This is a genomic window from Aurantimonas endophytica, assembly GCF_014196845.1.
Taxonomy (GTDB): domain Bacteria; phylum Pseudomonadota; class Alphaproteobacteria; order Rhizobiales; family Rhizobiaceae; genus Aurantimonas; species Aurantimonas endophytica.
This window is the reverse complement of the sequence record NZ_JACIEM010000003.1, coordinates 484,358-509,953: the sequence shown is the minus strand read 5'-3', so window position 1 is coordinate 509,953 and position 25,596 is coordinate 484,358. Positions and strand designations below refer to the sequence as shown.

Genomic DNA, 25,596 nt, shown 5'->3' with positions numbered 1-25,596 from the left:
CTCTACCCCTCCATCGCATCGCGCGCTTGCGTCACCGCAGCCACGATGTTGGGGTAGGCGGCGCAGCGGCAGATATTGCCGCTCATGTATTCCCGGATTTCCGCTGCCGAGCCGGCATGGCCCTCGCGGACGCAGCCGATCGCCGAAAGAATCTGGCCGGGCGTGCAGTATCCGCACTGGAAGGCGTCGTGATCGATGAAGGCCTGCTGCATGGGGTGCAATTCGCCGTCCGGTTCGGTGAGGCCCTCGATGGTCGTCACATCGCGCTGCCCGACCGAAACCGCCAGGGTCAGGCAGGAGAGCTCGCGCCGTCCCTCCACGAGGACGGTGCAGGCGCCGCATTGGCCGTGGTCGCAGCCCTTCTTCACGCCGGTGAGGCCGATATGCTCGCGCAGCGCATCGAGGAGCGTGGTGCGGACGTCGACGTCCAGCCGGTGCTCCCGGCCATTGATGCGGAGCGTCACGCCCACTGACGCGTGGGCGCTCGGGGAGGGCGCGTAGGCCACCGTCTGCGATGCCGCTTCACGCGGCAGGAGCGGCGCCGTCCCCGTCAGCGCGGAGGCTATCAGGAACCGGCGCCGGCTGGTGGCGTGTCCCCGTGCCCCGTCTGTCTCGTCATTGATCATGAACCCGATCCGTGCCGGTGAGCCCTTCGAGGAGGTGCTTCCGCGACCGCCCGCCTTTGCCGGCGTCTCCCTTCTGGTGCTCCTGTTGCGTCGCCGCATTTATCGGTGATGCGGCAACGGGCCCGCTATGCAGATCCGATCAGTGGCTGGGCGGATACTGTCATCCGGCCGACGGCGGCCGGCACGGCGTCTCCACGGGACTTCGCCTTCGAGGGGACGAAACCCGGTCGAGGAACGACCGTATCAGGGCAGCGATTTCCTCGGCATGCGTCTCCAGCGCGAAATGTCCGGCGTCGAGCAGGTGGATCTCCGCGTCCAACAGGTCACGCCGGTAGGCCATGGCGCCGGCGGGCAGGAAGGCCGGATCGTGACGCCCCCATGCCGCAAGAAGCGGCGGACGGTGCTCGCGGAAACAGGACTGGAAGGCAGGATAGAGCGCGACGTTGCTGCGGTAGTCGAGGATCAGGTCGAGCTGGATCTCCTCCGCACCGGGGCGCGCCATGTAGGCGATGTCGAGTTTATAGCCGTCGGGCGACAGGTGTTGCGGGTCGGAACCGGTCCCGTATTGCCAGTTCCGGATCGTGTCGGGCGCGAGCGAGGGCCGGCGGGCTTCGCGGTTGGCAGCGCTCGGCTCGCGCCAACAGGCTTCCCACGGCCCCCATTCGTCGCTGAAGCCGTCGACATAGGCATTGCCGTTCTGGGAGATGATCACCGCCATGCGCTCGGGATGGCGCAGCGCCAGTCGCAGGCCCACCGGCGCGCCGTGCGACGGCAGTTCAAGGAGGAGCGGCCCTGACCCCGTCGCCGGCCGTCAGAGGAGACAGTCGCGCGTCCGAGGGTTCGTCGACAGCGTTCTGCGCAGGGCCGCCCTCGGCCGCGCGAAAGGACGGGCTCGGTCGGGATGATCCATCCGCCCCTTCGCCGTGCCGTCGGTCCGGCCTTTTGCCTACGCGCTGCGGTCGCGCGACGCGTTCAGCGACCAGCCCGGATATTCGATCGGCAGACGGCTGACGGCATCCAGTTCCGCCATGTCGTCGTCGTCCAGCGCGATCTCCGTCGACTGGACGTTCTCGACGAGCTGTTCGACCCGCTTGGCCCCGATGATGACGGTCGATACGACCGCCTGCCGCAGGAGCCAGGCGATCGCGATCTGCGCCGGGCGGCTTCCGTGCTTTTCGGCGACGGCCCTCAGCACTGCGATCAGCGGCTCGCCCCGGACCCGGTCGATCGGCGGGAAGTCCAGCGCCGTCTGCCGGCCGCCGTCGCCCGTCCCGCCGCCCGAGTACTTTCCGGTGAGATAGCCGCCGGCTAGCGGGCTCCAGACCATGAGGCCGACGCCCTCGGAAAGCAGCATCGGCACGATCTCCCGCTCGATGTCGCGGCCGACCAGCGTGTAGTAGGCCTGCAGCGAGGCGATCGGCGCGAGCTGGCGGGCACGGGCGATCCCGATCGCCTTCATGATCTGCCAGGCGGCCCAGTTCGACAGCCCGACATAGCGGACGTCGCCGGCGCGCACGAGCGTATCGAGCGCTTCCAGCGTCTCCTCGATCGGCGTCGCCGGGTCGAAGGCATGGATCTGGTAGAGGTCGATATGGTCGACCCCCAGCCGCTCGAGGCTGGCGCGGGCTTCGCTCAGGATGTGGCCGCGCGAGGCACCGCGCCTGTTCGGCCCGGGTCCCATCGCGGAGGCAACCTTCGTGGCGACGACGAAGTCCTCCCGCGCGATGCCGAGGTTGCGCAGGGATTGGCCGAGGATCGCCTCGCTGCGCCCATTGGCGTAGATATTCGCCGTATCGAAGAGGTTGATGCCCGCGTCAAAAGCGGCTTTCACCAACGCGTCCGCGTCTTCCTGGCCCAGTTGGCCGACCTGGCCCCATATGCCATCGGTCCCGCCGAACGTCATGGCGCCGAAGCACAGCTCCGATACGAACAGCCCGCTGCTACCCAGCTTGCGCATGCGCATGTGATTTCTCCTGCTCGAATGTGTAGCGAAGGGTCAGCCGGCGAGGTGCTGCCGCTGTCCCGTCTGCGCCGCGCGCTCCACCGCGGCGACAAGGCGGCCGTTGTGGAGCGCGTGGGCGAAGCCCAGCGTCTCCCTTGTGCCGGCGGCAAGATCGCGGGCGAGAGAAGCGTAGACCTCGCCGACGTTGATCGCGGCCCCCGCCCAGAAGTCGGCAGCCGTCGGCCCGACGCCGCTGGCGACCGGCGCGTCGGGCGCGGCGAAGTCGACGCTCGCGGTGAGCGTCAGGTCGCCGACCTGGACGCCGGCCAGGTGGTTGCCGGCGAGCTTCAGCCAACCCTCCGACCCGCGGATCTCCAGGGTGAAATTCGCCTCGTCCGCCGGTACGCCGGACAGGACCTGGACCGAGACTGGTGCGCCGCTCTCGGTCATGGCGATCAGGTCGAGATGGTCGGGAATGTCGCGGACGGAGGTCTCGCCGGTGTCGACGATCTCGATCTGCGGCCACAGAAGTCTTGTGCGCGCGTCGACTTCCGTGATGTCGCCGAGCACCGCCTCGACGACGTCCAGCACATGACCCGTGGTGATCGTCATGAAGCTCGCGCCCGACGCCGCCTTGTTGAAATAGTCGTAGGCGCTGGGCGATTGCGGGCCGTAGCCGAAGGTCGTGGCGCCGACCCGCGCCGACATCAGCCGGCCAAGCGCTCCGGACGAAACCAGCTCGGCAGCACGCCGGACCGCGGGATTGTAACGACCCTGCAGGCCGATCGCAGTGTGCAGCGATCCGGCGGCGGCGGCCATTTCCTCGGTCTCCGCGAGCGTCGCGCCGAGAGGCGACTCGCAATAGACGGCCTTGCCGGCCTCAAGCGCTGCGATCACCAGGTCCCGATGTGCCGGAACCTTGACCGCGACCGTGACCACGTCGATCGCGTCGTCCCGGATCATCGCGAACGGGTCGGCGAACCAGCGTTCGGCGCCGAACGCTGCCGCGGCGGCCCTGGCGCTCTTCTCCCGCCGGGTAGCAACCGCGGCCAGGACCAGCGACGGCTGCGACTGCAGTGCGGGGATATGGGATGCGCCTGCCCAACTGGCCTGCGTATCCGCTCCGATGATCCCGACGCGAAAATTCCTGTCCGACATGTCCCATGCTCCGGCATCGCTGTGATCGGGCGCCGCTCGGCGCCGGCGCCGGAACATAGGCGGGGGGTGTCGGCGCGAGCTATGCGGATCCGATCAGCGGCCGGCCCGTTCCTCTCATTCGTCCCGAGCCGCTCGGAACGACACCGGACTGGGTGAAGAGGCCGAAAGGCGCTGTCAGAATTCCGGGTCAACTTGCGGTGTTTGAGAGGATCGGGCGCACTCCTGATAGGATGTGCATAGTGTTCGGCAGGGTTAACTGACGAACTTGCCGAGCGTCGGGCCGGACTGCTTGGCGACGGAAACACCGCTGCGGCTCGTTCCCTGCGCGATTTCCGAGATCCGATCACCTGATGCAGGAGGTTTGGCCCCATGACGAAAGCGACATTCTCCGATTTGCTTGCCATCATCGAGCGTCATGCCCGGTATGACTACGTGACCCCGATCGACGGGTTGAAAGTCGGCCGGACGGACATGCCGTCGGAGGTTGGTCATTCCATCTACCAACCCTCTTTCGGGCTGGTGGCGCGAGGCGTGAAGGAGATGATGGTCGGCGAGAATCCGTTTTGCTACGCCGCGGGGGAATCCCTGCTCTGTGCCGTCGACGTCCCTGTGACGTCGCAGGTCACCGAAGCCAGCCCGTCCGCGCCCTATCTCGCGATCCATCTCGAGATCGATCCCGTGGTGGTCGCAGACCTGCTGCGCGAGCAGTCCGGTTTTCGTCCGAAGGCGCCGGACAATCTCGTGGCAGCCAAGTACACGCTGGACGCCGAACTGTTCGATCCGCTGATACGGTTGCTTTCGCTGCTGGATCGGCCGCGGGACATCGAGGTCATGGCGCCGTTGATCCGGCGGGAAATCGTCTGGCGTCTGCTTCACACCGAGCATGGACCGCTTCTCAGCCAGCTGGCGTTCTCCAACGGACATGCCGCCCGGATCGGGCGGACGACGGCCTGGATCCGGGAAAACTATGCCGAGGCGCTGAGCATTCCCGATCTCGCTGCCGAGGCCGGGATGAGCGTTCCGACCTTCCATCGACACTTCAAGGCGGTGACGTCGATGTCGCCCATCCAGTTCCAGAAGCGCGTCCGCTTGCAGGAGGCGCGCCGGGGACTTTCCGGGTCGAGTACCATCGCGGCGGTCGCCTACAATGTCGGCTACGAAAGCCTGTCGCAGTTCAACCGCGACTATCGCCGGCTCTTCAACCTGACGCCGAGCGACGATGCGGCGACGCTGCGCGCCACGCTGAGGCGCGAACTCGGCCAGACCAGGCAATCGGCTTCCGCGTGATCCGCGCAGCAACCGCTGAGCGTCGCCGTTTTGATGGCCGCGGCGCCGGAGCCTTTGCATCTGCGGGACATCTATCCTGCGTCGTCGTTGCCGCGCGACCCGCTGTATGCCTCTCTGCGGGATCATGGGTGCCGAGTACGATGTATTGCCTGAGCCAGTAAAGGTAGAGGTTGGCGCCTTCGTCGATGTAAATGTAAGGTGGTTGACGAAGGTTCTCGAGAAGTTAGACCCCCAAGATGGACAGCCGACGCAAGAGAGAGCATTGGCGATCTATGCTGCCGTCGTTGGGGCTCAGCTTGCGGCTCGGAGCAGGGACGACATTTCGCTGTTCGATCGTGTTATTCAAAGCTACCGATTGACTGGGCTCATTCCTGGCCAATCAGTTTCGTGATCCTCCCCCACTAAACGGATCCATCGTCGGGGTTCGATGCTGCGCTCGATCCTGGTATTTGCGATGGGATTCCGGCGGCCGGCCCAGAAAATCGTATTAAGCGTCATCTGTTCTTCCGTAGCCACGGACCGATCACTCTGGCTGCCAAAATTGCTGGATCCGATCCCAAGCGCCTTGTGATCAGATAGAACCACGCATGCGCGACGATCGACTCGGCCAACGCCTCGAGATCAGCGCCATCTACGAGTTCTGAGCGCTCCTCCGCACGTCGCAGTACAGGTAGCCAATCGTCTACACGCTCTTTCCGGAAGGCAACCAACGCTTCTGCGACACCATCGTCGTGTTGAGCCTCTGCGATGATGAGCGAGAACAGCTGGCCTTCGTTCTGCCAAGTGCGAAACACTCGCTCGTATGTTCGTGCAACGTCCTGGATTAAAGATCCCGTGTCCTCATGCACGCTGCTGCCCTTACGCCGAACGTAAAGGGCCAGAAGCAATGCCCCTCTGTTAGGCCACCAGCGATAGAGCGTCGTCTTGCTCGCACGAGCCTCCCGCGCGATCGCGTCGGTGGTCAGACCCCGCAAGCCCTTGCGCTGCAGGAGAGAGGCCGCGGCGTCGAGGATCGCGTCCGCAGCGTCGGGGTTGGGACGAGCGCCAATGGAGCGACGGCTGACCTCAGAACTCATCGAACAACGTCACCGCTGGGCAATTGACTCATAGATACGATCGGTACATATATGCGTACCAGCCGTCCTTATACAGGGCGGCATGTGTTCGGCAAAGCCGCCCCGCGTCCCCGGCCATGCAAGGGAGAGTCCTTATGTCGGATAAACCGAACCAAGGAGCACCGGTCACAAACGGCGCCCTCGTGCTTACGCGCCGCTCAGCTATAATCGCCGGGGCGACGGCCTCCGTCGCACCGCTCATTGGACGGGCGGGGGGGCAAGAGGTCGCAGCCTCGCCAGCCCTCCCTGTTGCTGCCGAGCACGCAATTGCCGTGCACACGACTATCAACGGCGAAACTTTCGACCTTGAGGTCGACGCGCGCACATCCCTCCTTGATCTGCTGCGCGAGCGTCTCGCGTTGACGGGGGCGAAAAAGGGGTGCGATCACGGACAGTGCGGGGCCTGCACCGTGCATGTCGACGGACAGCGTGTCGCCTCGTGCCTGACCCTGGCCGCGAAGATGGAAGGTCGGGAAATTCTAACGATCGAGGGGCTTACGCAGGGCGATGCGCTGCATCCGATGCAACAGGCCTTCATCGACCACGATGCGCTCCAGTGCGGCTACTGTACGCCCGGCCAGATCATGGCGGCGGTTGCCTGCGTGGCGGAGGGCAACGCGACTTCTAGGGAACGCATCCGCGAGTACATGAGCGGCAACATCTGCCGATGCGGGGCCTATGTCGGCATTGTCGCGGCCATCGAGGATGCCGCAGCCGTGATGGAGCGAAGCTGATGCGCCCGTTCCATTACATGCGACCAGCTTCAGCCGAAGAGGCCGTGAGCGCGTTCATGAACTCCGGGGAAGGCGCGCGCTACATCGCCGGTGGAACCTCGATGTACGATTTGATGAAGCTGAACATCGAGCGTCCCAGCCATCTGATCGACATCGCGTCCATCGACGGGCTCGACCGGATCGAGACCGACGGTGAAGAACTCCGGTTCGGGGCGCTCGCGCTGATGAGTGCGGTGGCCGGAGACCCGGTGGTCGCGCGTGAATATCCGATCCTCGCTGAGTCCCTGACGAAGGCAGCCTCGCAGCAATTGCGGAACATGGCGACCGTAGGAGGCAATCTTCTGCAGCGCACCCGTTGCCTGTACTTCCGGAACGGCTCGGGCGGCACCAGCAATGTCGGTGTCTACCCGTGTAACAAGCGAGAAGCGGGTAGCGGCTGCGCTGCCATCGGCGGACTGGATCGTGGCCAGGCCGTGTTAGGCACGAGTGAAGCCTGCACCGCGGTCTCGCCGGGTGACTGGCCCGTCGCACTGCTCGCGATGGACGCATCCCTGGAAGTTCTCGGTCCTTCCGGCTCCCGCTCGCTGCCAGTCGACGACCTGTACCGCTTGCCGGGCGACACGCCGGATCTGGAATTTACGCTCGCACCGGGCGAGATCATCACGGCGATCATCGTGCCGAAAAACGCGGCGGGTGTCCGTTCGACATATCACAAGATCCGTGACCGGGAGTCTTACGCTTTCGCGCTCACTTCGGCGGCCGTCGCGTTGGAGATGAACGGCGAACGGGTCGGGCGAGCTCACATCGCCCTAGGCGGCGTTGCCACGCGTCCATGGCGTGCGAGCGCTGCCGAAAAGCAGCTGACTGGTCAAACCCTGACAGCGGAGACGGCTCTCGCTGCAGGACGGGCGGCCTTCTCGAACGCTACCGCCGGTCGGCACAACAGCTTCAAGACCGAGCTCGGCGCGCGGACGGTCGCCGATGCGATCACCATCGCTGCCGAAAGGAGCTGATTGTGCCTCCGGCTCCCTTCCCCGATCGACCGAGAGTAGACGCTCACGACAAGGTCACGGGCATCGTGCGATATGCCGCGGATCTGCAATTTACCGGCATGCTCTACGCAATGACGGTGCCCGCCGGTATTGCCAAGGGTAGGATATCGTCAGTCCCTACGGACGCCGCGATGCGAGTCCCCGGCGTCGTCCGGGTGCTCACGCCCAGCGATTTCCCAACGCCTGCATCGCCGCCGACGCTGGAATTCGAAGTCGCCTACCGCGGTCAGCCGGTTGCGCTGGTCATCGCACAAACGCTTGAAGCGGCCATCGAGGGGGCCGAGGCGATCCGGCCCCTCTACGAGCCTGTGCCGTTCGCCTCGGTCCTCGATAGCGCTGGCGCAAGGAGAATCCCAGCCGAAGCGGTGACCTTCGGCAGTGCCGATTCAGTTTTGGCAAGTGCTACTCGCACGATTGAAGCGACCTATGAGTCGCCCACGCAGCACCATAATCCGATCGAGCTCATTGCCACCATCGCTGTATTCACCGGCGGACAACTCGTTATCCATGAAAGCTCCCAAGACACCCAAGGTGTCAAGAATGCAGTCTCCGCGGCACTCGGGATCGATCCGACGCGCGTGGATGTGAAAGGATCAACGATCGGCGGCAGCTTCGGCCAGAAGGAAACGCAGCGCCAGACCGCTCTGGTAGCCCACGCCGCCATGCTGACCGGGCGTCCCGTCAAGCTCGTGCAGACGCGAGGGCAGATCTTCCATACCGCGACCTATCGCCCGAACAGTCTCCACCACATACGGGTTGGTGCCGATCCTGCTGGCCGCATCGTCGCTCTGCTTCACGATGTGGTGCAGGAGCAATCCGAGGGCGGGTACTATCCGGCGGAAGAGCATCACAAGGATGCGACCCGTCTTTATGGCATCGGCAACTACCACGGCACCGCAGCCAACCTCGTGCTGGACCGCAATGCACCGGGCTATATGCGCGGGACCCATTCACAGCCGTCGGTGTTCGCGATGGAAAGCGCCATCGACGAACTGTCGTACGAGCTGGGCATGGATCCGGTGCAGCTTCGGCTTGCGAACGGCACGACGGTCGATCCACAGAACGGCCGTACGCTTTCCTCCCGGTCCCTTGACGCTTGCTTGACCGAAGGCACGCGCCGCTTCGGCTGGTCGCGTCGCACGCCCGAGCCGTTATCGATGCGCGCAACAAACGGAGCATTGGTCGGCTGGGGTGTGGCCTCCGGGATTTTCCAATCCGCGGCAACACCAGCCATCGCCACGCTGCGGATCGGCGCGGACGGCAGCAGCCGCTTTACGGTCTCCGGTCACGAGATGGGCCAGGGCATGCGCAACGTCATCGTCGCCATACTGCTCAGCGGTCTTGATCTGGACGAGGAAAGGCTCGAGATCGCGATCGCGGACACCACCGTTGCGCCGCAGCACATGACGGCGGGTTCGTGGGGCACGGCGAGCGTCGCTCCTGCTGCTGCGTCCGCCGTCGAAACGATGCAATCCGCCTTCGCCCGGTTGCTCGACGGGCGGGCCGTCGCCGGCAACCTTCATCGCCAGCTCGCCACCCTCCGTCGTCCGTTCCTGCAGGTGGAGGTGTCGCAGCTCGCTCCCGGGCAGACGGTGGATGCGCTCGAAAGCCTTCGCCAGGGCGGATTTGCTGCCATCGGACCCGAGTATCCCGGCTTCACGAGCCACAGCTACAGTGCCCACTTCGTAGAGGTGCACGTCGAGCCGCGGACCCGGCGCCTGCGGATTCCGCGCGTTGTGACCATCGCCGATTGCGGCCGGGTCGTCAGCCCTCGTACGGCGGCCAGTCAGGTCTACGGGCAGGTCGTATGGGGCGTGAGCCATGCGCTGCTCGAAGCCACGGAGATAGACCCCCGCTACGGCGGCTATCTGAACAACGACCTCGCCGACTATGTCGTCGCGGTGAACGCCGATATCGGCGAGATCGATGTAGGGCTGCTCGATGAGCCCGATCCCATGGCGAACTCGGTGGGCGTGAAGGGCCTTGGCCAATCGGCCATGGTCGGCGTGAGCGCGGCCGTTGCGAACGCCGTCTTTCATGCCACCGGGATACGGGTGCGCAAGCTGCCCATCCGCGTGGAGGATCTTCTTTAGACCTGCCCGATCTCTGCCAAGCTCCGGCGTTCGCCGCAGCCGGCTTGTCCCATAGCCAAGGAAACGCCGATGCCCACGGGACCATTCCCCGACCGTGAACGGGTCGACGCGCGAGAAAAGGTGACCGGCACCATCCGGTATGCCGCGGACCTTCCCTTCTCCAACCTCCTGCATGCCATGATCGTCCCCGCGACTGTCGCAAAAGGCCGCATGACGTCGCTCTCGACCGAGGCTGCCCTCCGCATAAAAGGCGTCGTACGGGTGCTGACGCCGGACGACTTTCCACCGCCGCCTCCGGCCGCCACCTCGGTTCTTGGGAGCGACGGCGGGGAACTGGCTGCGCCGCCGCCGACCCTGGAACGACAGATCGCCCATCGGGGCCAGCCCGTCGCGCTTGTGCTGGCCGAAACTTTGGAAGCCGCGATCGAGGGCGCGGAATCGGTCCGCGCGACCTTTACCCTCGAGGACTTCTCTCCCCTGATCGAGAGCGACGGGGGGATCCAAGAAGCGGTGGCCGATCTTGCCGTCGGAGACGCGCGCCAAGCCATGACCCGCGCAGTGACCACCGTTGAGGCCGAGTACGAGTCGCCCCCGCAGCACCACAATCCCATCGAGTTGATCTCCACCACAGCCGTGTGGGACGGCGGACGGCTGACGATCCACGAGGGAACTCAGCATAGCCGCGGGATCAAGGACGTAGTTGCCCAGGCGCTGCAACTCGATCCCCAACTCATCGACGTCAAGAGCCCTTCGATCGGAGGAGCCTTCGGCCAGAAGAACGGGCTTCAGCGGCAGACCGCCCTGGTTGCACACGCAGCGATGCTGATCGGCAGGCCGGTGAAGCTGGTCATGCCGCGCGGGCAAATCTTCCACGTCGCGACATTCCGACCCCACAGCCGCCATCGGATCAAGCTCGGGGCGGACGCTGCTGGTAAGATGATCGCGGTCAACTACGATGCCGAACACCAGCAGTCGCGCACCGGCGGCTTCGCTCCATTCTATCATACAGCGCCGGTCCAGCTTTACGGTATCTCGGACTATCTTGGCACCGCCGCTCACATCCGCATCGACACCCAGTCTCCTGGTTCAATGCGTTGCCCACACCCCCAGGCGGGATGCTTCGCATTTGAAAGTGCTGTGGACGAGTTGGCCATCGGACTGGATCGGGATCCGGTCGCGTTCCGGCTCGCCCATGACACCCGGATAGACATCGTTACCGGTCGGCCATTGTCCTCCCGCTTCCTTCACGAATGCATTCGTGAAGGCGCGAGTCGCTTCGGATGGGCGCGACGCGATCCGCGACCCGCCTCCACGACCCTTTCCGATGGCACCCAGATCGGCTGGGGAATGGCGTGCGGATCCTATCCGGTCCTCAGTTCGCCGACGATCGCAACGTTGCGGATCGGTGCCGATGGCAGCACACGCTTCGCGGTCGGCGGGCACGAGATGGGTCAGGGCATACGAACCGCAATCGCTTCAATCCTCCTTGAGGGCCTCGCCATCGATCCCGAGCAGTTGGAGATCCTGATCGGAGACACCACTGTCGCGCCACAGCACACCACGGCGGGTTCCTGGGGGACAACCAGCGTCGCCCCCGTCACAGCAAAGGTCGTTGCTCGGATGCGCGCCGCCATGTCCGAGTTGCTGGACGGCCGCCAGATCGAGGGCAACTTGCATCGACAACTGGCCACAATCCGTCGGCCATCCCTGACGATCGAGGTGTCTCATGTCCCTCCGGGACGCGACGGCACCGCTCTCGATGCGTTGCGGCGTACCGGCGACATCATATCAGGTCCGGTATACCCCGAGTTTTCTACCTACGCCTATGTCGCCCATTTTGTGGAAGTGCACGTCGAACCCAGGACGCGACGCGTCCGGGTTCCCCGCACCGTCAGCATCGTCGACTGCGGCCGGGTGATCAGCCCGCGCACTGCGATCAGCCAAGTGCAGGGCGCTGTCGTGTGGGCTTTCGGCGGGGCGCTGCGCGAAGCAACTGAGGTCGACGGGCGCTACGGCGGTTGGTTGAACAACGACTTCGCGGACTACGTCGTACCGGTCAACGCGGATATCGGCGAGATCGAGGTTGGCTTCATCGATCAGCCCGATCCGCTGCTTAATTCGGTGGGTGCCAAAGGTGTTGCCGAGATCGCGATGGCAGGCGCCTCGCCGGCAATTGCAAACGCGATCTTCCACGCCACGGGAAAGCGGCTGCGCCGAATGCCCATCCGAACTGAGGATCTCCTGTGAGCTATCGCAACCAATGAAGGAACGTCGCACGTTCAAAGCATTCGGCTACGTCTGTGGGGTGGCCGTCACGATGTTGAGCTTGGCAGGGGGAGTCCTCGCCCATCATGGCGTAACGGGACAGTACGACGCGGCCACACCGATCGTTCTCTCCGGGATCGTGACCGATGCCACGTTCTCGCCGCCGCATCCTGTAATTACGGTTCAGGTTGATGCGCCCGAGCTTCCCCCGTTCGAGGTCGGCCGACCGGCGGAGTATTTCGGCCCATCGGTGGTCAGAACCGAAGACGTCGGGGAGGTGCGCAAGATTGAGCTTTCGCCGGTCCGCATGTTCTACGACCTCGCCGATCGTCTCAGCGTCGGAGACAGGGTCGTCGTCGTCGCCTTGCGGAACTGCCTTCCGCCGCACCAGCTGCGCAGCAGCTGGGTCCGACTCGAGGATGGCGCCGTCGTCTCCTACACGGGAGACTGGGCTCCAGGCATCGACGGATGCAGCTGACGGTTGTCTTCGAGTGGGTCGAGGGACTGCAGATCGTTCGTCTGATCGCTACGGTGCCGGGAGCATACCCCACGATCTCGGCCCTTCACGTCCTCGGTATCGGCATCCTGGTCGGATCGATCGCTCCGGTGGACTTCCGTCTTCTGGGCATTCTCGGACCGAAATTCGACGCGGTGATGCCCACACTGATCCGAATGGCGCTGGCGGGGTTTGGGCTAGCCGCCGCGAGCGGCCTTCTGCTCGCGTCGGTCCGCATCGGAAGCTACGCACAGAACCCGGCGTTTCTCTCCAAGCTTGCCATCCTTGCCGTAGCAGGCGGCAACGCGGGGGCACTGCGTCTGTTCGCCCATGGCAGCGATCTGGCCGGCATGGTTCGGAGAGGGCGGGGGTCGGTCGCCGCGGCGACCTCCCTCGTTCTCTGGCTGGCGGCCGTCTTCGCAGGCCGTTGGATCGCCTTCGTCTGACGCGACCATTCGCTCGATCCGCTGCATCGCCGACGCTCGGGGCAGAGAGCCCGCGTTCGAGGAGTACAGACCGCACCAGCCGCTCGCGCGCACGGTGCAGTACCTGCACGTCGAGCTGCGCCTCGGAATTCAGCGACATGAACCGCATGGTCGGCCGCGTGGCCGCCTCGGCGATCGCCTTCGCATCCCGGTCATCGGTCTTCTGCACCTTGACGTCGGGCTGCACGTACTCGGGCAACATCAGCCGCACCTCGTGGCCGTGACCGGCGAAGGTGCGTCCCAGGAAGTGCGCGCCGCAACAAGCCTCCATGGCGATGACGCATGCAGGCAGCGCAGTGCTCTATTCCAGAACTCGATCAGGCCGGGAGAGCCTGCTCTGGATGGCAGGCTTGCAGGAGATCACGGAAGCGGCGCCCGGATGCGGTGAGCGGCCGGCTGCGTTCGTAATTGAGATAGAAGCGCGATCGGTAGCGTTGCGTCTCGCCTTGCTGCACTTCTTCGAAGACGAACCGCGAGGCAAGGACATCGACGTAGTGCTTTGGTAGAAATCCGACATAGCTGCCGCTTGCGATGAGGGTCGCCACCGCTTCCAGCCCGACCGCGACGGCATCATTGGGCAGTCCGAGCCGGGCCGCCAGCCGTTCGCTGTAGGGATCTCCGACGCGCGTGACGACGCCGATCCCAAGGTTGCGAAGATCGCTGAGGCCGACCGGATCGCGGTGTGCGCTCCGGTTCACGTAGAGACGGAATTCTTCATCGAAAAGTTCGTGCCGGACGAAATCCTCGTCGTGCGACACGGCGCCGTTGATGCAAAGGTGCACGCGGCGATCGTGCAGCTCGCGCACCAGATTGGCGGGGGTCTGGACGACCACGTGGAGGCGCAGCGCCGGCGCTTCCCGGCTGAGTTCGGCCAGCGCCATCGCAACGCGGCAGCGCGGGTTGCTGAGGCAATTGTCGGCGATACCGACAACCAGGTCGCCTGTGAGGATGTTGCGAGCCTGATTGAGACGGTCGCGCACCGTGTCGAGCGTATCACAGGCTGAAATGGCAGCCTGGAGGACAGTCTGGCCAAGCTCGGTCAGTTCAAATCCTGATGGGCCGCGAAGGCATATGCAGCCGCCGAGCCGCAGCTCCAGCGCCTTGATGTGCCGGCTGATCGTCGAGCGCTCCATGTTGAGCCGCAATTCCGCAGCGCTCAGCCCGCCGCTTTCGGCGACGACCCGGAATATCCGCATCAGCCGAAGATCGTTCTCCGTCAGCGTGTCGATCGGCTTGATCTGCGCAAGGCTCATGTTGCGGAGCTTACAAGCATGGTTTCCGACTTTGCAATTGCGAAGTGCCTTCCGAAAGAACACGATCGCGAAGTGATCAAAAAAAAGCCACCTCGGTTCAAAGGTGGGCCCCATCGGAAGGCAGGCCATGACGCTCCCTCTTACCGTCCCGCCGTCGAAGACGCATGAGACGCTCCTGTTCGCGCCGTTCTCCGACGATCTTGACGGTCTCGATGCTGATATCGTCTTCATCGGCATGCCCTACGGCAACGCCTATGAGCCGCACGCCGTATCCAACGATCAGATCAAGGCGCCGGACGCCGTTCGACGCGTCACCGATCGCGTGACCCGCGGGCTCGAGCGTTACGATTACGACGTAGGCGGGCCGATCTACGACAACCGGCCCGTCAAGGCCGTCGATGTCGGCAACGTGCCCTTCGATATCGCCGATCACCACAGCCATTTCGCCAGGGCCGAGGCGGCGATCCGCAAGATCCTCGCTGCTGGCGCCATGCCGATCACCATCGGCGGCGACCATGGCATCCCGATCCCGATCCTGCGTGCCCTCGATGGCGAAGGGCCGGTCACGGTGATCCAGGTCGACGCGCACATAGACTGGCGCGACCACGTCAACGGCGTGCGCGACGGGCTGTCGAGCCCGATGCGCCGGGCATCCGAGCTTGCCCATGTCGGCGAGATCTTCCAGATCGGCATCCGTGCTCAGGGCAGTGCCCGGCCGGAGGAGGTCGAGGCCGCTGCCGCCTACGGCGCGCATATCATCCCGGCTTTCGAGGTCCACGATCTGGGGATCGACGCGATCATCGACCGCATCCCCGACGGCGGCCGCTACTACATCACCATCGATGCGGACGGCCTCGACCCCTCGGTCATGCCCGGCGTCGAGGGCCCCGCGCCGGGCGGCCTCACCTTCCACCAGGTTCGCAAGCTGATCCACGGCCTGGTCCGCAAGGGCCGCGTCCTCGGCATGGATATCGTCGAGATCACGCCGTCCGCCGACGTCAACGACATCACCAGCATTACTGCCGGCCGCCTCGTCGTGAACCTTGTCGGTGCCGCCGTCCGCGCCGGCTATTTCGAAGCCCCCGCCGCGTAGACGAAACGCGGTTCCGCCAGCCCCCTCAACCGAGACAGGAGCCTTGCATGTCCTTCATCAGCCGCAAATTCTTCGCCGTCATTGCCGGCGCGGCGGTTCTCGCCAGCGCCCTGTCGCCCAACCTCGCTTCGGCTGAGACGACGCTCGAGAAGATCAAGCGCACCGGCAAGGTAACGGTGGGCACGGAAGCCGCCTTCCCGCCCTTCGAGTTCGTCGAGGACGGCAAGATCGTCGGTTACGGCAGCGACATCCTTGCCGAAGTCGTCAAGGCGCTGGACGTCGAGGTCGAGCAGCTCGACGTGCCGTGGCAGGGCATCCTGCCGGGCGTCCTTGCCGGCAAGTTCGACTTCGTCGCCACCACCGTCGGCATCAACGAGGAGCGGGCGGCCCGCTACGCCTACACGCTGCCCATCGCCAACGGCGAACCCTACGCGATGAAGCGCGTCGGCGACGATCTCGCCAGCGCCGAGGATCTCGAGGGCAAAGTGGTCGGCACGCAGCTCGCGTCGTCCACCGAACCGGTGGCGCGCGATTTCGACGCCAAGCTGAAGGAAGCCGGCGGCGAGGGCTTTTCCGAGCTGAAGCTCTATACCGCCTTCACCGAGTCCTACGTTGCGCTCGCCAATGGCGAGATCGACGCGGTCATCCAGTCGCTGCCGAACCTCGCCGTCCTCGTCAAGCAGCGGCCGGAGACATTCGAGCTCGTCGGTCCGGTCCAGGCGGGTTCGGCCTATACCTATCTCGCCTGGGTCACCCGGCCCGAGGACACCGACCTCCGCGACTTCATCAGCGGCGTGATCCGCGAGATGCGCGACGACGGCCGCCTCGGCGAGCTCCAGGACAAGTGGTTCGGCTTCCGCATGGACATCCCGGATACCGGCTACCTGCCGCCGGACGCGCTCTGATCTGGCCCAGGACGGAGCAAGGGTGCCATGACGTTTCAGTTCCCGACCCTTTTCTCCGTCATGCCGGCGCTCGCCGAGGCGGCGCTTGTCAATCTGCGGCTCGCCGCGATCATCGTGGCCCTGTCGATCATTGGCGGGACCGCGCTGACCATCATCCGGGTCATGAAGATCGGCCCGGTCAACCTGGTGCTGAACGTCCTGATCTCCTTCATCCGTGGCACCCCCCTGCTGATCCAGATCTTCGCCTTCTATTATGTCGCCCCCGCTTTCGGCCTCGATCTTCGGCCCGAGGCCGCGGGGATCGCCGCGATCTCCATCAACAGCGCGATCTTCGTCACCGAGATCATGCGCGGCGGGCTCCAGACCATCGATCCGGGCCAGATCGAGGCCGCGAGCGCGCTGGCCCTGTCCCGACGGGCGATCTGGCAGCGGATCGTGCTGCCCCAGCTCTTCCGCCGCATCGCGCCGGTGCTGGTCAGCGAGATCACCATCGTCGTGAAGGGAACGGCGCTGCTGTCGGTCATCACCGTCGTCGAAGTGCTGCGCACGGCGCAGCAGATCGCCAGCTCCACCTACCGTCCCTTCGAGACGTTGGTCGGCGCCGCGCTCTGCTTTCTCGTCATCAACCTCGCGGTGATGGCCGTCGGAACGATCATCGAGCGCCGCACGCGCATGGCGAGGGCCTGACTCCATGACCTTCGACCTCGGCATCCTGGCGCAATACTGGCCGTTGTTCCTCGAAGGGGCCTGGCTGACCATCCGCATCACCGCCGCCGCCTTCGTGCTCGGCTATGCGGCTGGCATCGTCCTCGCCCTGCTGGCGCTCGTGCCGAACCCCGTCGTGCGCTTCCTCGTCGCCGCCTATGTCGCGGTGATCAGGGCGATCCCGTTCATCATCATACTGTTCCTGGTCTATTACGGCCTGCCCTTCGCCGGCGTGCGGATGCCGGCCGTCGTGACCGGCACGCTCGCCCTCGCGGTCTTCGCAAGCGCCTACTACGCCGAGATCGTCCGCGCCGCGATCCTGGCGCTGCCGCGCGGCCAGTTCGAATCCGCCCGCGTCATCGGCATGTCGCCGCTCCAGGCGATGCGCCACGTGATCTTCCCGCAGATCCTGCGCGGCCTGGTGCCGCCGTCGACCAACATGACGCTGACGATGATCAAGGAATCGGCGGTGCTGAGCTCGATCACCGTGGCCGAGCTGACCTATCAGAGCCTCGTCGTGCAGGGGAACACCTTCGCGCCCTTCGAGGCCTTCGCGGCAGTGACGGTGATCTACTGGGCCATCTCCATCGTCTTTGCCCGCGCTGCCGCCCTGTTCGAAGCACGCGTCGGACAGGCCGAGCGCGAGAACGTCGGACGCAGCGCGCTGGCGGCAAGCTTCCTCTCCTTCGACAAGCGGAGCGCGGCATGAAGCAGGATCTCGCCCTCTCGGTGAGCGGTCTTGCCAAGTCGTTCCGACGCGACCGCGTCCTCGACGACATCTATCTTGACGTCTCTAAAGGCGAGGTGGTCGCCGTCATCGGCCCCAGCGGCTGCGGCAAGAGCACATTGCTACGCTGTCTGACCTGGTTGGAGCAGCCGGACCAAGGCTTCATCGAGGTGGACGGCAAGCCGTTCGGCCGAGCGTTGACCGGCGATACGGTCCGGCACCAGAGCCGGCGGGCCATCGACGCGATGCGCCCGCGCATCGGCATGGTGTTCCAGCAGCTCAATCTCTGGCCGCATATGAGCGTGCGCGAGAACATCGTGCGACCGCAGATGGTGGTGCTGCGGCGGACCCGCGAGGCGGCGGAAGCCCGCGCCGCCGCCCAGCTTGCCGGGCTTGGCCTGGCGGACTTGGCCGAGCGCTACCCCTATGCCCTGTCCGGCGGGCAGAAGCAGCGCGTCGCCATCGCCCGTGCGCTGGCAATGGATCCTGCGCTGATGCTGTTCGACGAGCCGACCTCCGCGCTCGACCCGGAACTGATCGGCGAGGTGCTGGCGCTGCTGCGCGATCTCGCCGCCACCGGCATGACGATGATCGTCGTGACCCACGAGATCGGATTCGCCCGGCAGGTGGCCGACCGCATCGTCTTCATGGATGCCGGCCGCATCGTCGAGGACGGCCCGGCGCGAAAGGTGCTGGACAGCCCGTCGGACCCGCGCCTCGCCAGCTTCCTCAGCCTCATCCAGCGCTCCCCGCCGGCCGGCTGAACGGCCGCCGCACCCGACCCTTGCCAGAGATTGCCATGACCCGCATCGACCGCCCCTATGTCGGCATCCCTTCCTTCCTGCGCGCCCCGATCTGCGAGGATCTCGCCAGGCTCGATGCGGCCATCGCCGTCTATGGCGTCCCGTTCGACGAGGGATCGCCCTTCCTGCCGGGCAGCCGCATGGGGCCGAGGGCGCTGCGCGAGCATTCGCTGCGCTTCACCGGCGGCCTCTACGACCCGGCGACGCGGCGCGACCTCCTCGCCACCGAGATGGCCGGCGGGATGATCGCCGATATCGGCGACGTCGACATCGCGCCGACCAATGTCGAGAAGAGCTTCGAGAACATCACGCGCACGGTGCGCGCCATCCTCGATCGCGGCGCGCTGCCCGTCGGGCTCGGCGGCGACCATTCCATCACCTATCCGATCTTCCGCGCCTTCGACCAGCCGCTGCACATCCTGCATTTCGACGCGCATATGGACTATGCCGACGAGGCGGACGGGCTGCGCTTCACCAACGGCCACGCCTTCCGGCACATGGCCGGCCTCGACACGGCGCTGAGCCTCACCCAGGTCGGCATCCGGAGCCTGCGCAGCGAGCGCAGCCAGCACGAGGCGATCGAGGCCGCCGGCAACCGCGTCGTGCCGATGCCCGAGTTTCGCCGCCTCGGCGCGGCCGGGATCGCGGCCCTCCTGCCGGCGGGCGAGCCGGTCTATGTCTCGATCGACATCGATGCGCTCGACATGTCGCTGGTGCCGGGCTGCGTGTCGGGCGAGCCGGACGGGATGACCTATCCGGAGCTGCGCGATACGCTGCAGGCGGTCGCCGAGCGTAACGAGATCGCCGGTTTCGACCTTGTCGAGGTCAATCCGCCGCTCGACGTCGGCACCGGGGCGACAGCCTATCTGGCGGCGACGATCGTCATCGGCTTCCTGGGCGAGATCTGCGCCCAGCCCCGCTGGCGCGAAGCCCATCCAGCCCGATCATGACCATTCAGCAAGGAGCAACGACCATGTCGGACAACACGATGCTGACCATCCCCGCCCGCAGGGGCAAGGCGCATGCCGTCAAGAAGGGGCAGATCGTCAAGGTGATCAACACCCATGGCGACCAGGTGGTCGACACCTGGGCGTTCAATGCGGACGACCTCGGCGAGTTCATGTCGATGGAGCACAGCCGGGCGCACATACTGAAGATCATCCCGGTGGTCGGGGACACGATGCTGACCAACCAGCGGCGCCCGATCCTGACCTTCGTAGAGGACACGTCCGGCGGCATCCACGACACGATCGTGGCAGCCTGCGACAGATACCGCTACGCCTTTCTCGGCGTCGAGGGCTATCACGACAACTGCACCGACAATCTGCATGCGGCGATGCACGAACTGGGCCTGGAGGCGCCGGAGACGCCGAGCCCGCTCAATCTCTTCATGAACATCCCGGTGAAGCCGGACCGGACGATTTCCTTCGAGGCGCCGGTCTCGACACCGGGCAGCTACGTCGCGCTGCGCGCCGAGATGGACCTCGTCATTGCCTTCTCGGCCTGCCCGCAGGACATCCTGCCGATCAACGGCGTCGGGCATCCGCCGACGGAAGCGCATTTCACGGTGGGCAAATGAACGCCGGGCCCGCGACGCTGCGCTTGCCCGCGCTCGCCCACGACGCCGTCGTGCCGGGCGGCTTCGGCCACGGCTTCGAGGCCAGGGCCGGCCAGTACATCACCCTCATCGACCTGCACGGACGCCAGGCCGGCGATTTCGTGGCGATCAGCCGCGCCGATCCCGGGGAGGTTCTGTCTCCCGTCGAGACCCGGCGGCGCAACCTGTCGCTGTTCTTCGCTCTGGGGGACCATCTGATGTCGTCCGAAGGGCGGGAGATGTTCGAGGTGGTGGCCGACAGTGTCGGCATCCACGATTCCAACGTCCCGGCCTGCGACCCGACCCGCTACGCCGTCGATTTCGGCGTACCGGGGCATCGCAACTGCCTCGACAACATGGCAGAGGCGCTGACGCCCTACGGGATCGATGCCCTGCACGTGCCAGAGCCGTTCAACTTCTTCCAGAACGGCCCGGTCACCGCGGACGGCCGCATGGCGGTGACCGATCCGATCAGCCGACCGGGCGATCATCTGGTGCTGCGGGCCTTGATGGACGTTGCCTGCGCGCTGTCCCCCTGCCCACAGGACATCATTCCCGGCAACGGATTGGTGGTGACCGACATGCGGATCGCCGTCTCGGACGATCCCCCGACGTCGTTGGAAGGCTGAGACGATGCCGCTGCTGATGAAAACGCCGATCCCGGCGGAACTGCCGGCCGAAACCACGGTCGAGATCGCCCATGGGACGGCGGCCGTGATCGAGGCCTGGCAGGGCCAGCTCCTGACGATCGAGGACATGGACGGCGACCGCGCCGCGCAGCTCTACGCCTTCACCCGTGCGGATCCGGCCGAGTTCCTGTCGCCACACCATACGCGGGTGTTCAGCAATTCCTACCGGCTCGGGCTGGGAATGCGTCTGGTGACCAACCGCCGGCGCCCGCTGATGGTGCTCGGCCGTGACAGCGCCGGCGCGCACGACCTCCTGATGCCGGCCTCCACCCGGGCCTCGCTGGCGCAGGCGGGACGGCCCGACGGGCAGGGCACCCGCGAGATCCTGATGGAAACCCTTGGCGCGGCGCGGCTCGACATGCCCAAGATCCCCGACCCGGTGAACCTCTTCCTCGACGTCGTGGTAGAGCGCGACGGCAGGCTGGTCCCGACTGCGGCCATCGCGAAGCCCGGCCGCTCGATCACCTGCCGGGTCCTCATCGACTGCCGCTTCGTCGTGATCGCCGGCCCAAACGACCTGGGCATCGCCGATGGCAGGGGTCCGCTTCGGGCCCTGGTCGGGAATGCCTTGTGATGGCCCCGGATACGATGACGGCGGCGCGGCGGGTGACGATCCCCGCCGGCCATGGCAAGGCGGTGGTGCTTGCCGCCGGTCAGACCGTGCGCCTGATCAACACCCATGGCACGCAGGTGGTCGATTGCTGGGCCTGGAACGCGGCAGACCTGTCCGAACACATGTCGATGGAGGCGAGCCGCGTCTGGAACCAGCGGCTCAATCCGCTGGTCGGGGACAGCTTCGTCACCACGCGGCGACGCCCGATCCTGACGCTGGTCGAGGACACGTCGCCCGGGATCCACGATACGTTCATGGCGGCTTGCGATTGCCACCGCTATCGGCTGCTCGGTGTCGAAGGCTACCATCGCAATTGCCTCGACAACATGCACGAGGCGGTGCGCGATCTTGGCCTGGAGGCGCCCGCGTCGATCCTCGCCTCGTTCAACATCTTCATGAACATCGCAGTCGGAGCGGACGGCCGCAGCCTGTTGACCGGACCAACGCCCTGCCGGGCGGGTGACTATGTCAGCCTGCGAGCGGAAATGGACTGCGTTGTCGCCTTCTCGGCCTGCCCGCAGGACATCGTGCCTATTCAGGGCGGCGGCACCAACACGCCTTGCGATGCGCATTTCGTGCTGCTGGAAGACGATTTTGCTTTCATTCCGGCTTCGTCCAGTTGGGTACCCTCCCGCCTATCTGGAACTGTTTCCGATCTGGGCGGGAAACCGGACTGACAGCTTTCGGGTCTCGCACCCCCCGAAGGCTGCCGTCGGTTCATGACGAGGGCGTCAGACCTGCCGCATGCCGCCGTCGACACAGAGTTCGGCTCCGGCGATGAAGCTCGCCTCGTCGCTAAGCAGGAAGAGCGTCGCCGAGGCCACCTCCTCGGGGCGCGCCATGCGGCCCATCGGGATCGGCGCGATCAACGTGGCACGGACGTCTTCCGGCACGGCTGCCATCATGTCCGTATCGGTCGGGCCCGGCGCCACGACGTTGACGCGAATACCCCGCGGTGCGAGTTCCGCCGTCCATGTGCGCGCATAGGAGCGCAGCGCCGCCTTCGTCGCCGCGTAAGTGCCGTAGGAGGCGATTCCCGCCACACCTGCGATCGATCCCATCAGCACCACGGATCCGCCCTCGCTCATCGCGCCGAGCGCAGCCTGCAAGCCGAAGGCGGCGCCCCGGACGTTGACAGTGAAGTGACGATCTACATGGTCGGGCGTCATCTCGGCGATGGACGCGGGTTCCGAGATGCCGGCATTCAGTACCAGCGCGTCGATGCGGCCCTGCGCCGCCCGAACCTCGTCCACGACCCGCACCATCTCTTCCGGGCGACTCGCGTCCGCGACGATACCTGTCGCTCCCCGGCCGATCGAAGCGGCGGCCCGTTCCACCTCATCGGCGCGTCGGCCGGTGAGAAACACGATTGCGCCTTCGGCCGCCAGCCGTTCCGAAACGGCGAGACCGATCCCCTTCGCGCCGCCCACCACGAGTGCGACCCTATCCCTCATTCCAACCATCACGATGTCCTTTCGTCGGTGATGGCGCAGAGGTATACGCTGTGTATCTGATAGCAATAACGCACCTGGAATAGCCTAGATATGCCCGATGATATCGACCTCGAGGCTCTATCGCAGTGCGCGCTCGACGACATGGCACGCGTGCGTCCGGTTCTCGACAAGATCGCCGACAAGTGGACGATCCTGATCCTGACGGTGCTGTGCCCGAAGCCGTCGCGCTTCAACGAGATCAAGCGACGCCTCGATGGCATTACCCATAAGGCGTTGGCCGATGCGCTGAAGCGGCTGGAGCGCAATGGTCTCGTGACGCGGACCGTGTTGCCGACGGCGCCGATCGGCGTCGAATACGCGATCACGCCGCTTGGCCATTCGCTGCGCCAGCCCTTCGAGGCCCTCTGTGCCTGGGCGCTCGCCCATGGCGACGAGATCGAAGAAGCCAAGGCAGCGCATGATCGCGCGAAGGCAGCGGGTTCAGGATGACCGCTATTCGGCACGCTGCTTCTCGTCGCGGACCGCAGAAGGGGGTCGAAAACTGCAGTCGTTAGTGACTAGTGCTGGCTAGTGCCGCACCAGCCCAGCCTTGCTCCGCCGATCAGGCAGCACCAGCCCGGCCGCCCTCTGCGACCGGGCTGCGGATGGCCGACCCTCTCGGATCAGCCTGCGATCTCGGGCACCGGCGTGTTCAAGAGCTGCTGCTCCCACAGATAGGCGATCCCCGTGCCGCCGAGATGGGAGACAAGCACCTCGGTCAACTCTTCGACGTGCTCGGTGCGCGCCCAGTCCCGCTGCCATTCGCCGGCCAATGCCATCCAGGTCATCATGTTCGCCCCAGCAGCAATCATCCGCTGGATGGCAACCTCGTGGGCCTCGGTGGACACCCCGCCAGACGCGTCGGTGATCACGGTCACGTCCCAGCCTTCGCCGAGGGCCTGGATGACAGGCATCGCCACGCAGACCTCCGTCCACAGGCCCGCGATGATCAGTTGCTTGCGCCCGGTCGCCTTGACCAGGTCGACCACCTTCTCGTCCTCCCAGGTGTTCACCCAGGTGCGGTCGATCACCTCCTGCTCCGGGAAGACGTCGGTGATCTGCTTGAAGAGAAGGCCGCCACGAGCCGCAAGCACGGTGGTGAGAATGGTCGGAACCTTGAAAGCTTTTGCCAGCTTCGCCAGCGCGGTCACGTTGTTGACCACAGCCTGAGGATCATGGCTGTTCACATTCGCAAGCTGAAAGGCCTGATGATCGATCAGGACGAGGACAGAGTCCTCAGGACGAAGAAGTGAGGAAAGGCCGTTACGAAACGTCATCGATAATTCCTGTGCCATCAAGACTTTAGTTGACTTCGAAGCGGACCGACGTCGATCTCGGTGCGTCGTCCGGAACGCGGCAACCTTGCCAGCGGACCTGTCGGGCGGGTAGCGCGGCTTGGCGCGTAGCTGTGTCGCAAAAAGGGGAACGTGAATGGACATCGAGGACATCCTGACCTTCGTCGAGGTGGCGGAGGCGGAAGGAGTCTCGGCCGCCGCACGTCGGCTCGGAGTGTCTAAGTCGATCGTGAGCCGCAGGCTGCTCCGGCTGGAGGAGGAACTCGGCGCCCAGCTCCTGGCGCGAACCACGCGCGGGGCTGCGCTGACCGAGGCCGGCGCGATCTTCAGGGAACACGCAGGCAGGATCGGAGCCGAGATCGAGGCTGCAAAGGAGACACTCCGGCCGGCCGGCGACCTGCGCGGACGCCTACGGGTCGCGATGCCGCTGACCTTCGGCCCGACCCACTTCGCCCCCGTGCTCGCGGACATGGCACGGCGCCATCCCCATCTCCACGTCCATGCCGCCTACAGCGACCGCTTCGTCGATCTCGTCGCGGAGGGTTTCGACTGCGCCGTCCGTGTCGGGTACCTGCCGGACTCCGAGCTGCTCGCCCGCCGGGTGGGGCCGATCTACGGGACGCTCGTCGCCAGCCCGGACTACATCAAGGCGCATGGAGCCCCCCGCAAGCCCGGAGAGATTGCCGCCCATCAGGCCCTCATGCAGGGCACCGAGGCGTGGCAATTCACGGATGGCAACGAGATCGTCACGATCAAACCGCAAGGCCGCTTCAAGGCCGACAGCGCGGCGGCGCTTGCGGCCGCCGCCGCGGCGGGCCTTGGCATCGCCTGGCTTCCCAACTGCATCGTCTACGACTACGTGGCCGACGGCGCGCTGGTCCCGATCATGACGGATCATCCGCCGCCCCCCGCCGGGGCCTATGTCGTGCGTCCGCCGGGCCGACATTCCGAGCGGAAGGTCCAGGTGCTTGCGGATCTGATGACGGACCTCTTTGCGAACGATCCGCATTTCGGGGCGATCGACCTAGCCGCCCGGCAATAACCCGGCGTCGCGCGCGTTCCTTCTCGTGTTCCCCGCGATGCGATGCGGTTGCGCGTTTGTCGTGCGGGGGCAGGCTCCTCTGATAGCTCGCGGCATCGCCGACCGGCACCTGGATCCATCCGTGCCCG

The 25,596-nt window shown here is 65.6% G+C and carries 26 protein-coding genes and 2 pseudogenes; 19 read left to right on the top strand and 9 right to left on the bottom strand.

Annotation, left to right across the window (positions count from 1 at the left end; genetic code table 11):
• Window positions 1-2 precede the first annotated feature (2 nt).
• From GGR03_RS13530 to GGR03_RS13515, 4 genes and pseudogenes are all read right to left on the bottom strand, one after another.
• A complete protein-coding gene (locus GGR03_RS13530) occupies window positions 3-626 on the bottom strand; it encodes a (2Fe-2S)-binding protein (protein ID WP_183208852.1) in 624 nt (207 codons plus the stop codon).
• Window positions 627-786: 160 nt separating this feature from the next.
• Window positions 787-1,392 (bottom strand): annotated as a pseudogene (locus GGR03_RS13525) (alpha/beta hydrolase); the annotation flags it as partial.
• A gap of 180 nt (window positions 1,393-1,572) precedes the next feature.
• Window positions 1,573-2,589: an aldo/keto reductase gene (locus tag GGR03_RS13520; RefSeq protein ID WP_183208851.1), complete on the bottom strand. Its 1,017-nt coding sequence runs from the start codon at window positions 2,587-2,589 to the stop codon at window positions 1,573-1,575.
• Window positions 2,590-2,622: 33 nt separating this feature from the next.
• Window positions 2,623-3,726, bottom strand: coding sequence for a Gfo/Idh/MocA family protein (locus tag GGR03_RS13515; RefSeq protein WP_183208849.1), 1,104 nt, complete (start codon window positions 3,724-3,726; stop codon window positions 2,623-2,625).
• A 369-nt stretch (window positions 3,727-4,095) separates the two neighbouring features.
• Between GGR03_RS13515 and GGR03_RS13510 the strand changes: the two genes are divergently transcribed.
• On the top strand, window positions 4,096-5,013 hold the full coding sequence (locus GGR03_RS13510) for an AraC family transcriptional regulator (RefSeq protein WP_183208847.1): 918 nt from the start codon (window positions 4,096-4,098) through the stop codon (window positions 5,011-5,013).
• A 494-nt stretch (window positions 5,014-5,507) separates the two neighbouring features.
• Here GGR03_RS13510 and GGR03_RS13505 read toward each other — a convergent pair whose 3' ends face one another.
• On the bottom strand, window positions 5,508-6,089 hold the full coding sequence (locus tag GGR03_RS13505) for a TetR/AcrR family transcriptional regulator (protein WP_183208845.1): 582 nt from the start codon (window positions 6,087-6,089) through the stop codon (window positions 5,508-5,510).
• 134 nt (window positions 6,090-6,223) lie between these two features.
• On the opposite strand from GGR03_RS13505, the gene GGR03_RS13500 reads away from it, so the two are divergent.
• The 6 genes from GGR03_RS13500 (at window position 6,224) to GGR03_RS13475 (ending at window position 13,214) form a co-directional block, all read left to right on the top strand.
• On the top strand, window positions 6,224-6,862 hold the full coding sequence (locus tag GGR03_RS13500; protein ID WP_183208843.1) for a (2Fe-2S)-binding protein: 639 nt from the start codon (window positions 6,224-6,226) through the stop codon (window positions 6,860-6,862).
• Window positions 6,862-7,875, top strand: coding sequence for an FAD binding domain-containing protein (locus GGR03_RS13495; protein ID WP_183208841.1), 1,014 nt, complete (start codon window positions 6,862-6,864; stop codon window positions 7,873-7,875). Before GGR03_RS13500 ends, GGR03_RS13495 begins: the two co-directional genes overlap by 1 nt.
• 65 nt (window positions 7,876-7,940) lie before the next feature.
• Entirely contained in the window at window positions 7,941-10,007 is a 2,067-nt protein-coding gene (locus GGR03_RS13490) for a molybdopterin cofactor-binding domain-containing protein (RefSeq protein ID WP_252920249.1), read from the top strand.
• A 69-nt stretch (window positions 10,008-10,076) separates the two neighbouring features.
• On the top strand, window positions 10,077-12,254 hold the full coding sequence (locus GGR03_RS13485) for a xanthine dehydrogenase family protein molybdopterin-binding subunit (RefSeq protein ID WP_183208837.1): 2,178 nt from the start codon (window positions 10,077-10,079) through the stop codon (window positions 12,252-12,254).
• Window positions 12,255-12,267: 13 nt separating this feature from the next.
• Window positions 12,268-12,750 (top strand): hypothetical protein, encoded by a 483-nt coding sequence (locus GGR03_RS13480; RefSeq protein ID WP_183208835.1) that lies wholly within the window; start codon window positions 12,268-12,270, stop codon window positions 12,748-12,750.
• Window positions 12,741-13,214 (top strand): hypothetical protein, encoded by a 474-nt coding sequence (locus tag GGR03_RS13475; protein ID WP_183208833.1) that lies wholly within the window; start codon window positions 12,741-12,743, stop codon window positions 13,212-13,214. The genes GGR03_RS13480 and GGR03_RS13475 overlap by 10 nt, the downstream gene beginning before the upstream one ends.
• A gap of 49 nt (window positions 13,215-13,263) precedes the next feature.
• Here the strand turns inward: GGR03_RS13475 and GGR03_RS13470 are convergent.
• Window positions 13,264-13,554: pseudogene (locus GGR03_RS13470) on the bottom strand (IS110 family transposase); the annotation flags it as partial.
• 16 nt (window positions 13,555-13,570) lie between these two features.
• Window positions 13,571-14,635: a LysR family transcriptional regulator gene (locus GGR03_RS13465; RefSeq protein ID WP_246367949.1), complete on the bottom strand. Its 1,065-nt coding sequence runs from the start codon at window positions 14,633-14,635 to the stop codon at window positions 13,571-13,573.
• Between GGR03_RS13465 and GGR03_RS13460 the strand changes: the two genes are divergently transcribed.
• The 10 genes from GGR03_RS13460 to GGR03_RS13415 are packed head-to-tail and all read left to right on the top strand — an operon-like array spanning window position 14,634 to window position 22,315.
• Window positions 14,634-15,599, top strand: coding sequence for an agmatinase (locus tag GGR03_RS13460; protein ID WP_183208831.1), 966 nt, complete (start codon window positions 14,634-14,636; stop codon window positions 15,597-15,599). The two genes, GGR03_RS13465 and GGR03_RS13460, sit on opposite strands and share 2 nt — an antisense overlap.
• Window positions 15,600-15,646: 47 nt before the next feature.
• The gene (locus tag GGR03_RS13455; RefSeq protein ID WP_183208829.1) at window positions 15,647-16,504 is read left to right on the top strand and encodes a transporter substrate-binding domain-containing protein; all 858 of its coding nucleotides are present in this window, start codon (window positions 15,647-15,649) and stop codon (window positions 16,502-16,504) included.
• A gap of 27 nt (window positions 16,505-16,531) precedes the next feature.
• The gene (locus GGR03_RS13450) at window positions 16,532-17,191 is read left to right on the top strand and encodes an amino acid ABC transporter permease (protein WP_183208827.1); all 660 of its coding nucleotides are present in this window, start codon (window positions 16,532-16,534) and stop codon (window positions 17,189-17,191) included.
• A gap of 4 nt (window positions 17,192-17,195) precedes the next feature.
• Window positions 17,196-17,918, top strand: coding sequence for an amino acid ABC transporter permease (locus tag GGR03_RS13445; RefSeq protein ID WP_183208825.1), 723 nt, complete (start codon window positions 17,196-17,198; stop codon window positions 17,916-17,918).
• On the top strand, window positions 17,915-18,700 hold the full coding sequence (locus tag GGR03_RS13440; RefSeq protein WP_183208822.1) for an amino acid ABC transporter ATP-binding protein: 786 nt from the start codon (window positions 17,915-17,917) through the stop codon (window positions 18,698-18,700). Before GGR03_RS13445 ends, GGR03_RS13440 begins: the two co-directional genes overlap by 4 nt.
• 35 nt (window positions 18,701-18,735) lie before the next feature.
• A complete protein-coding gene (locus GGR03_RS13435; protein ID WP_183208820.1) occupies window positions 18,736-19,689 on the top strand; it encodes an arginase family protein in 954 nt (317 codons plus the stop codon).
• Window positions 19,690-19,712: 23 nt separating this feature from the next.
• Entirely contained in the window at window positions 19,713-20,318 is a 606-nt protein-coding gene (locus tag GGR03_RS13430; protein ID WP_183208818.1) for a DUF1989 domain-containing protein, read from the top strand.
• Window positions 20,315-20,965 (top strand): DUF1989 domain-containing protein, encoded by a 651-nt coding sequence (locus GGR03_RS13425; RefSeq protein WP_183208816.1) that lies wholly within the window; start codon window positions 20,315-20,317, stop codon window positions 20,963-20,965. Before GGR03_RS13430 ends, GGR03_RS13425 begins: the two co-directional genes overlap by 4 nt.
• A 16-nt stretch (window positions 20,966-20,981) precedes the next feature.
• Entirely contained in the window at window positions 20,982-21,599 is a 618-nt protein-coding gene (locus GGR03_RS13420) for an urea carboxylase-associated family protein (protein ID WP_183208815.1), read from the top strand.
• A 14-nt stretch (window positions 21,600-21,613) separates the two neighbouring features.
• The gene (locus GGR03_RS13415; protein ID WP_183208814.1) at window positions 21,614-22,315 is read left to right on the top strand and encodes a DUF1989 domain-containing protein; all 702 of its coding nucleotides are present in this window, start codon (window positions 21,614-21,616) and stop codon (window positions 22,313-22,315) included.
• Between the two features lie 54 nt (window positions 22,316-22,369).
• Here the strand turns inward: GGR03_RS13415 and GGR03_RS13410 are convergent, their stop codons facing one another.
• The gene (locus GGR03_RS13410) at window positions 22,370-23,101 is read right to left on the bottom strand and encodes an SDR family NAD(P)-dependent oxidoreductase (protein WP_183208813.1); all 732 of its coding nucleotides are present in this window, start codon (window positions 23,099-23,101) and stop codon (window positions 22,370-22,372) included.
• Window positions 23,102-23,182: 81 nt separating this feature from the next.
• Between GGR03_RS13410 and GGR03_RS13405 the strand changes: the two genes are divergently transcribed.
• Window positions 23,183-23,581, top strand: coding sequence for a winged helix-turn-helix transcriptional regulator (locus tag GGR03_RS13405; protein ID WP_183208812.1), 399 nt, complete (start codon window positions 23,183-23,185; stop codon window positions 23,579-23,581).
• A gap of 173 nt (window positions 23,582-23,754) precedes the next feature.
• Here GGR03_RS13405 and GGR03_RS13400 read toward each other — a convergent pair whose 3' ends face one another.
• Window positions 23,755-24,408 carry a hydrolase gene (locus tag GGR03_RS13400; protein WP_183208811.1) on the bottom strand — a complete coding sequence of 218 codons (654 nt, stop codon included), beginning with the start codon at window positions 24,406-24,408 and terminating at the stop codon, window positions 23,755-23,757.
• Window positions 24,409-24,562: 154 nt separating this feature from the next.
• Here GGR03_RS13400 and GGR03_RS13395 point away from each other — a divergent pair, with 154 nt between their 5' ends.
• On the top strand, window positions 24,563-25,468 hold the full coding sequence (locus tag GGR03_RS13395) for a LysR family transcriptional regulator (RefSeq protein ID WP_183208810.1): 906 nt from the start codon (window positions 24,563-24,565) through the stop codon (window positions 25,466-25,468).
• The last annotated feature ends 128 nt before the right edge of the window (window positions 25,469-25,596 follow it).

Bases quoted from the DNA above. Each gene is read 5' to 3' on its own strand.
- GGR03_RS13460 (WP_183208831.1), top strand. From the start codon at position 14,634: ATGACGCTCCCTCTTACCGTCCCGCCGTCGAAGACGCATGAGACGCTC.
- GGR03_RS13450 (WP_183208827.1), top strand. From the start codon at position 16,532: ATGACGTTTCAGTTCCCGACCCTTTTCTCCGTCATGCCGGCGCTCGCC.
- GGR03_RS13455 (WP_183208829.1), top strand. From the start codon at position 15,647: ATGTCCTTCATCAGCCGCAAATTCTTCGCCGTCATTGCCGGCGCGGCG.
- GGR03_RS13405 (WP_183208812.1), top strand. From the start codon at position 23,183: ATGCCCGATGATATCGACCTCGAGGCTCTATCGCAGTGCGCGCTCGAC.
- GGR03_RS13510 (WP_183208847.1), top strand. From the start codon at position 4,096: ATGACGAAAGCGACATTCTCCGATTTGCTTGCCATCATCGAGCGTCAT.
- GGR03_RS13425 (WP_183208816.1), top strand. From the start codon at position 20,315: ATGAACGCCGGGCCCGCGACGCTGCGCTTGCCCGCGCTCGCCCACGAC.
- GGR03_RS13410 (WP_183208813.1), bottom strand. From the start codon at position 23,101: ATGGTTGGAATGAGGGATAGGGTCGCACTCGTGGTGGGCGGCGCGAAG.
- GGR03_RS13505 (WP_183208845.1), bottom strand. From the start codon at position 6,089: ATGAGTTCTGAGGTCAGCCGTCGCTCCATTGGCGCTCGTCCCAACCCC.
- GGR03_RS13430 (WP_183208818.1), top strand. From the start codon at position 19,713: ATGTCGGACAACACGATGCTGACCATCCCCGCCCGCAGGGGCAAGGCG.
- GGR03_RS13400 (WP_183208811.1), bottom strand. From the start codon at position 24,408: ATGACGTTTCGTAACGGCCTTTCCTCACTTCTTCGTCCTGAGGACTCT.
- GGR03_RS13485 (WP_183208837.1), top strand. From the start codon at position 10,077: ATGCCCACGGGACCATTCCCCGACCGTGAACGGGTCGACGCGCGAGAA.
- GGR03_RS13440 (WP_183208822.1), top strand. From the start codon at position 17,915: ATGAAGCAGGATCTCGCCCTCTCGGTGAGCGGTCTTGCCAAGTCGTTC.
- GGR03_RS13515 (WP_183208849.1), bottom strand. From the start codon at position 3,726: ATGTCGGACAGGAATTTTCGCGTCGGGATCATCGGAGCGGATACGCAG.
- GGR03_RS13500 (WP_183208843.1), top strand. From the start codon at position 6,224: ATGTCGGATAAACCGAACCAAGGAGCACCGGTCACAAACGGCGCCCTC.
- GGR03_RS13435 (WP_183208820.1), top strand. From the start codon at position 18,736: ATGACCCGCATCGACCGCCCCTATGTCGGCATCCCTTCCTTCCTGCGC.
- GGR03_RS13495 (WP_183208841.1), top strand. From the start codon at position 6,862: ATGCGCCCGTTCCATTACATGCGACCAGCTTCAGCCGAAGAGGCCGTG.
- GGR03_RS13475 (WP_183208833.1), top strand. From the start codon at position 12,741: ATGCAGCTGACGGTTGTCTTCGAGTGGGTCGAGGGACTGCAGATCGTT.
- GGR03_RS13445 (WP_183208825.1), top strand. From the start codon at position 17,196: ATGACCTTCGACCTCGGCATCCTGGCGCAATACTGGCCGTTGTTCCTC.
- GGR03_RS13480 (WP_183208835.1), top strand. From the start codon at position 12,268: ATGAAGGAACGTCGCACGTTCAAAGCATTCGGCTACGTCTGTGGGGTG.
- GGR03_RS13520 (WP_183208851.1), bottom strand. From the start codon at position 2,589: ATGCGCATGCGCAAGCTGGGTAGCAGCGGGCTGTTCGTATCGGAGCTG.
- GGR03_RS13395 (WP_183208810.1), top strand. From the start codon at position 24,563: ATGGACATCGAGGACATCCTGACCTTCGTCGAGGTGGCGGAGGCGGAA.
- GGR03_RS13530 (WP_183208852.1), bottom strand. From the start codon at position 626: ATGATCAATGACGAGACAGACGGGGCACGGGGACACGCCACCAGCCGG.
- GGR03_RS13415 (WP_183208814.1), top strand. From the start codon at position 21,614: ATGACGGCGGCGCGGCGGGTGACGATCCCCGCCGGCCATGGCAAGGCG.
- GGR03_RS13420 (WP_183208815.1), top strand. From the start codon at position 20,982: ATGAAAACGCCGATCCCGGCGGAACTGCCGGCCGAAACCACGGTCGAG.
- GGR03_RS13465 (WP_246367949.1), bottom strand. From the start codon at position 14,635: ATGGCCTGCCTTCCGATGGGGCCCACCTTTGAACCGAGGTGGCTTTTT.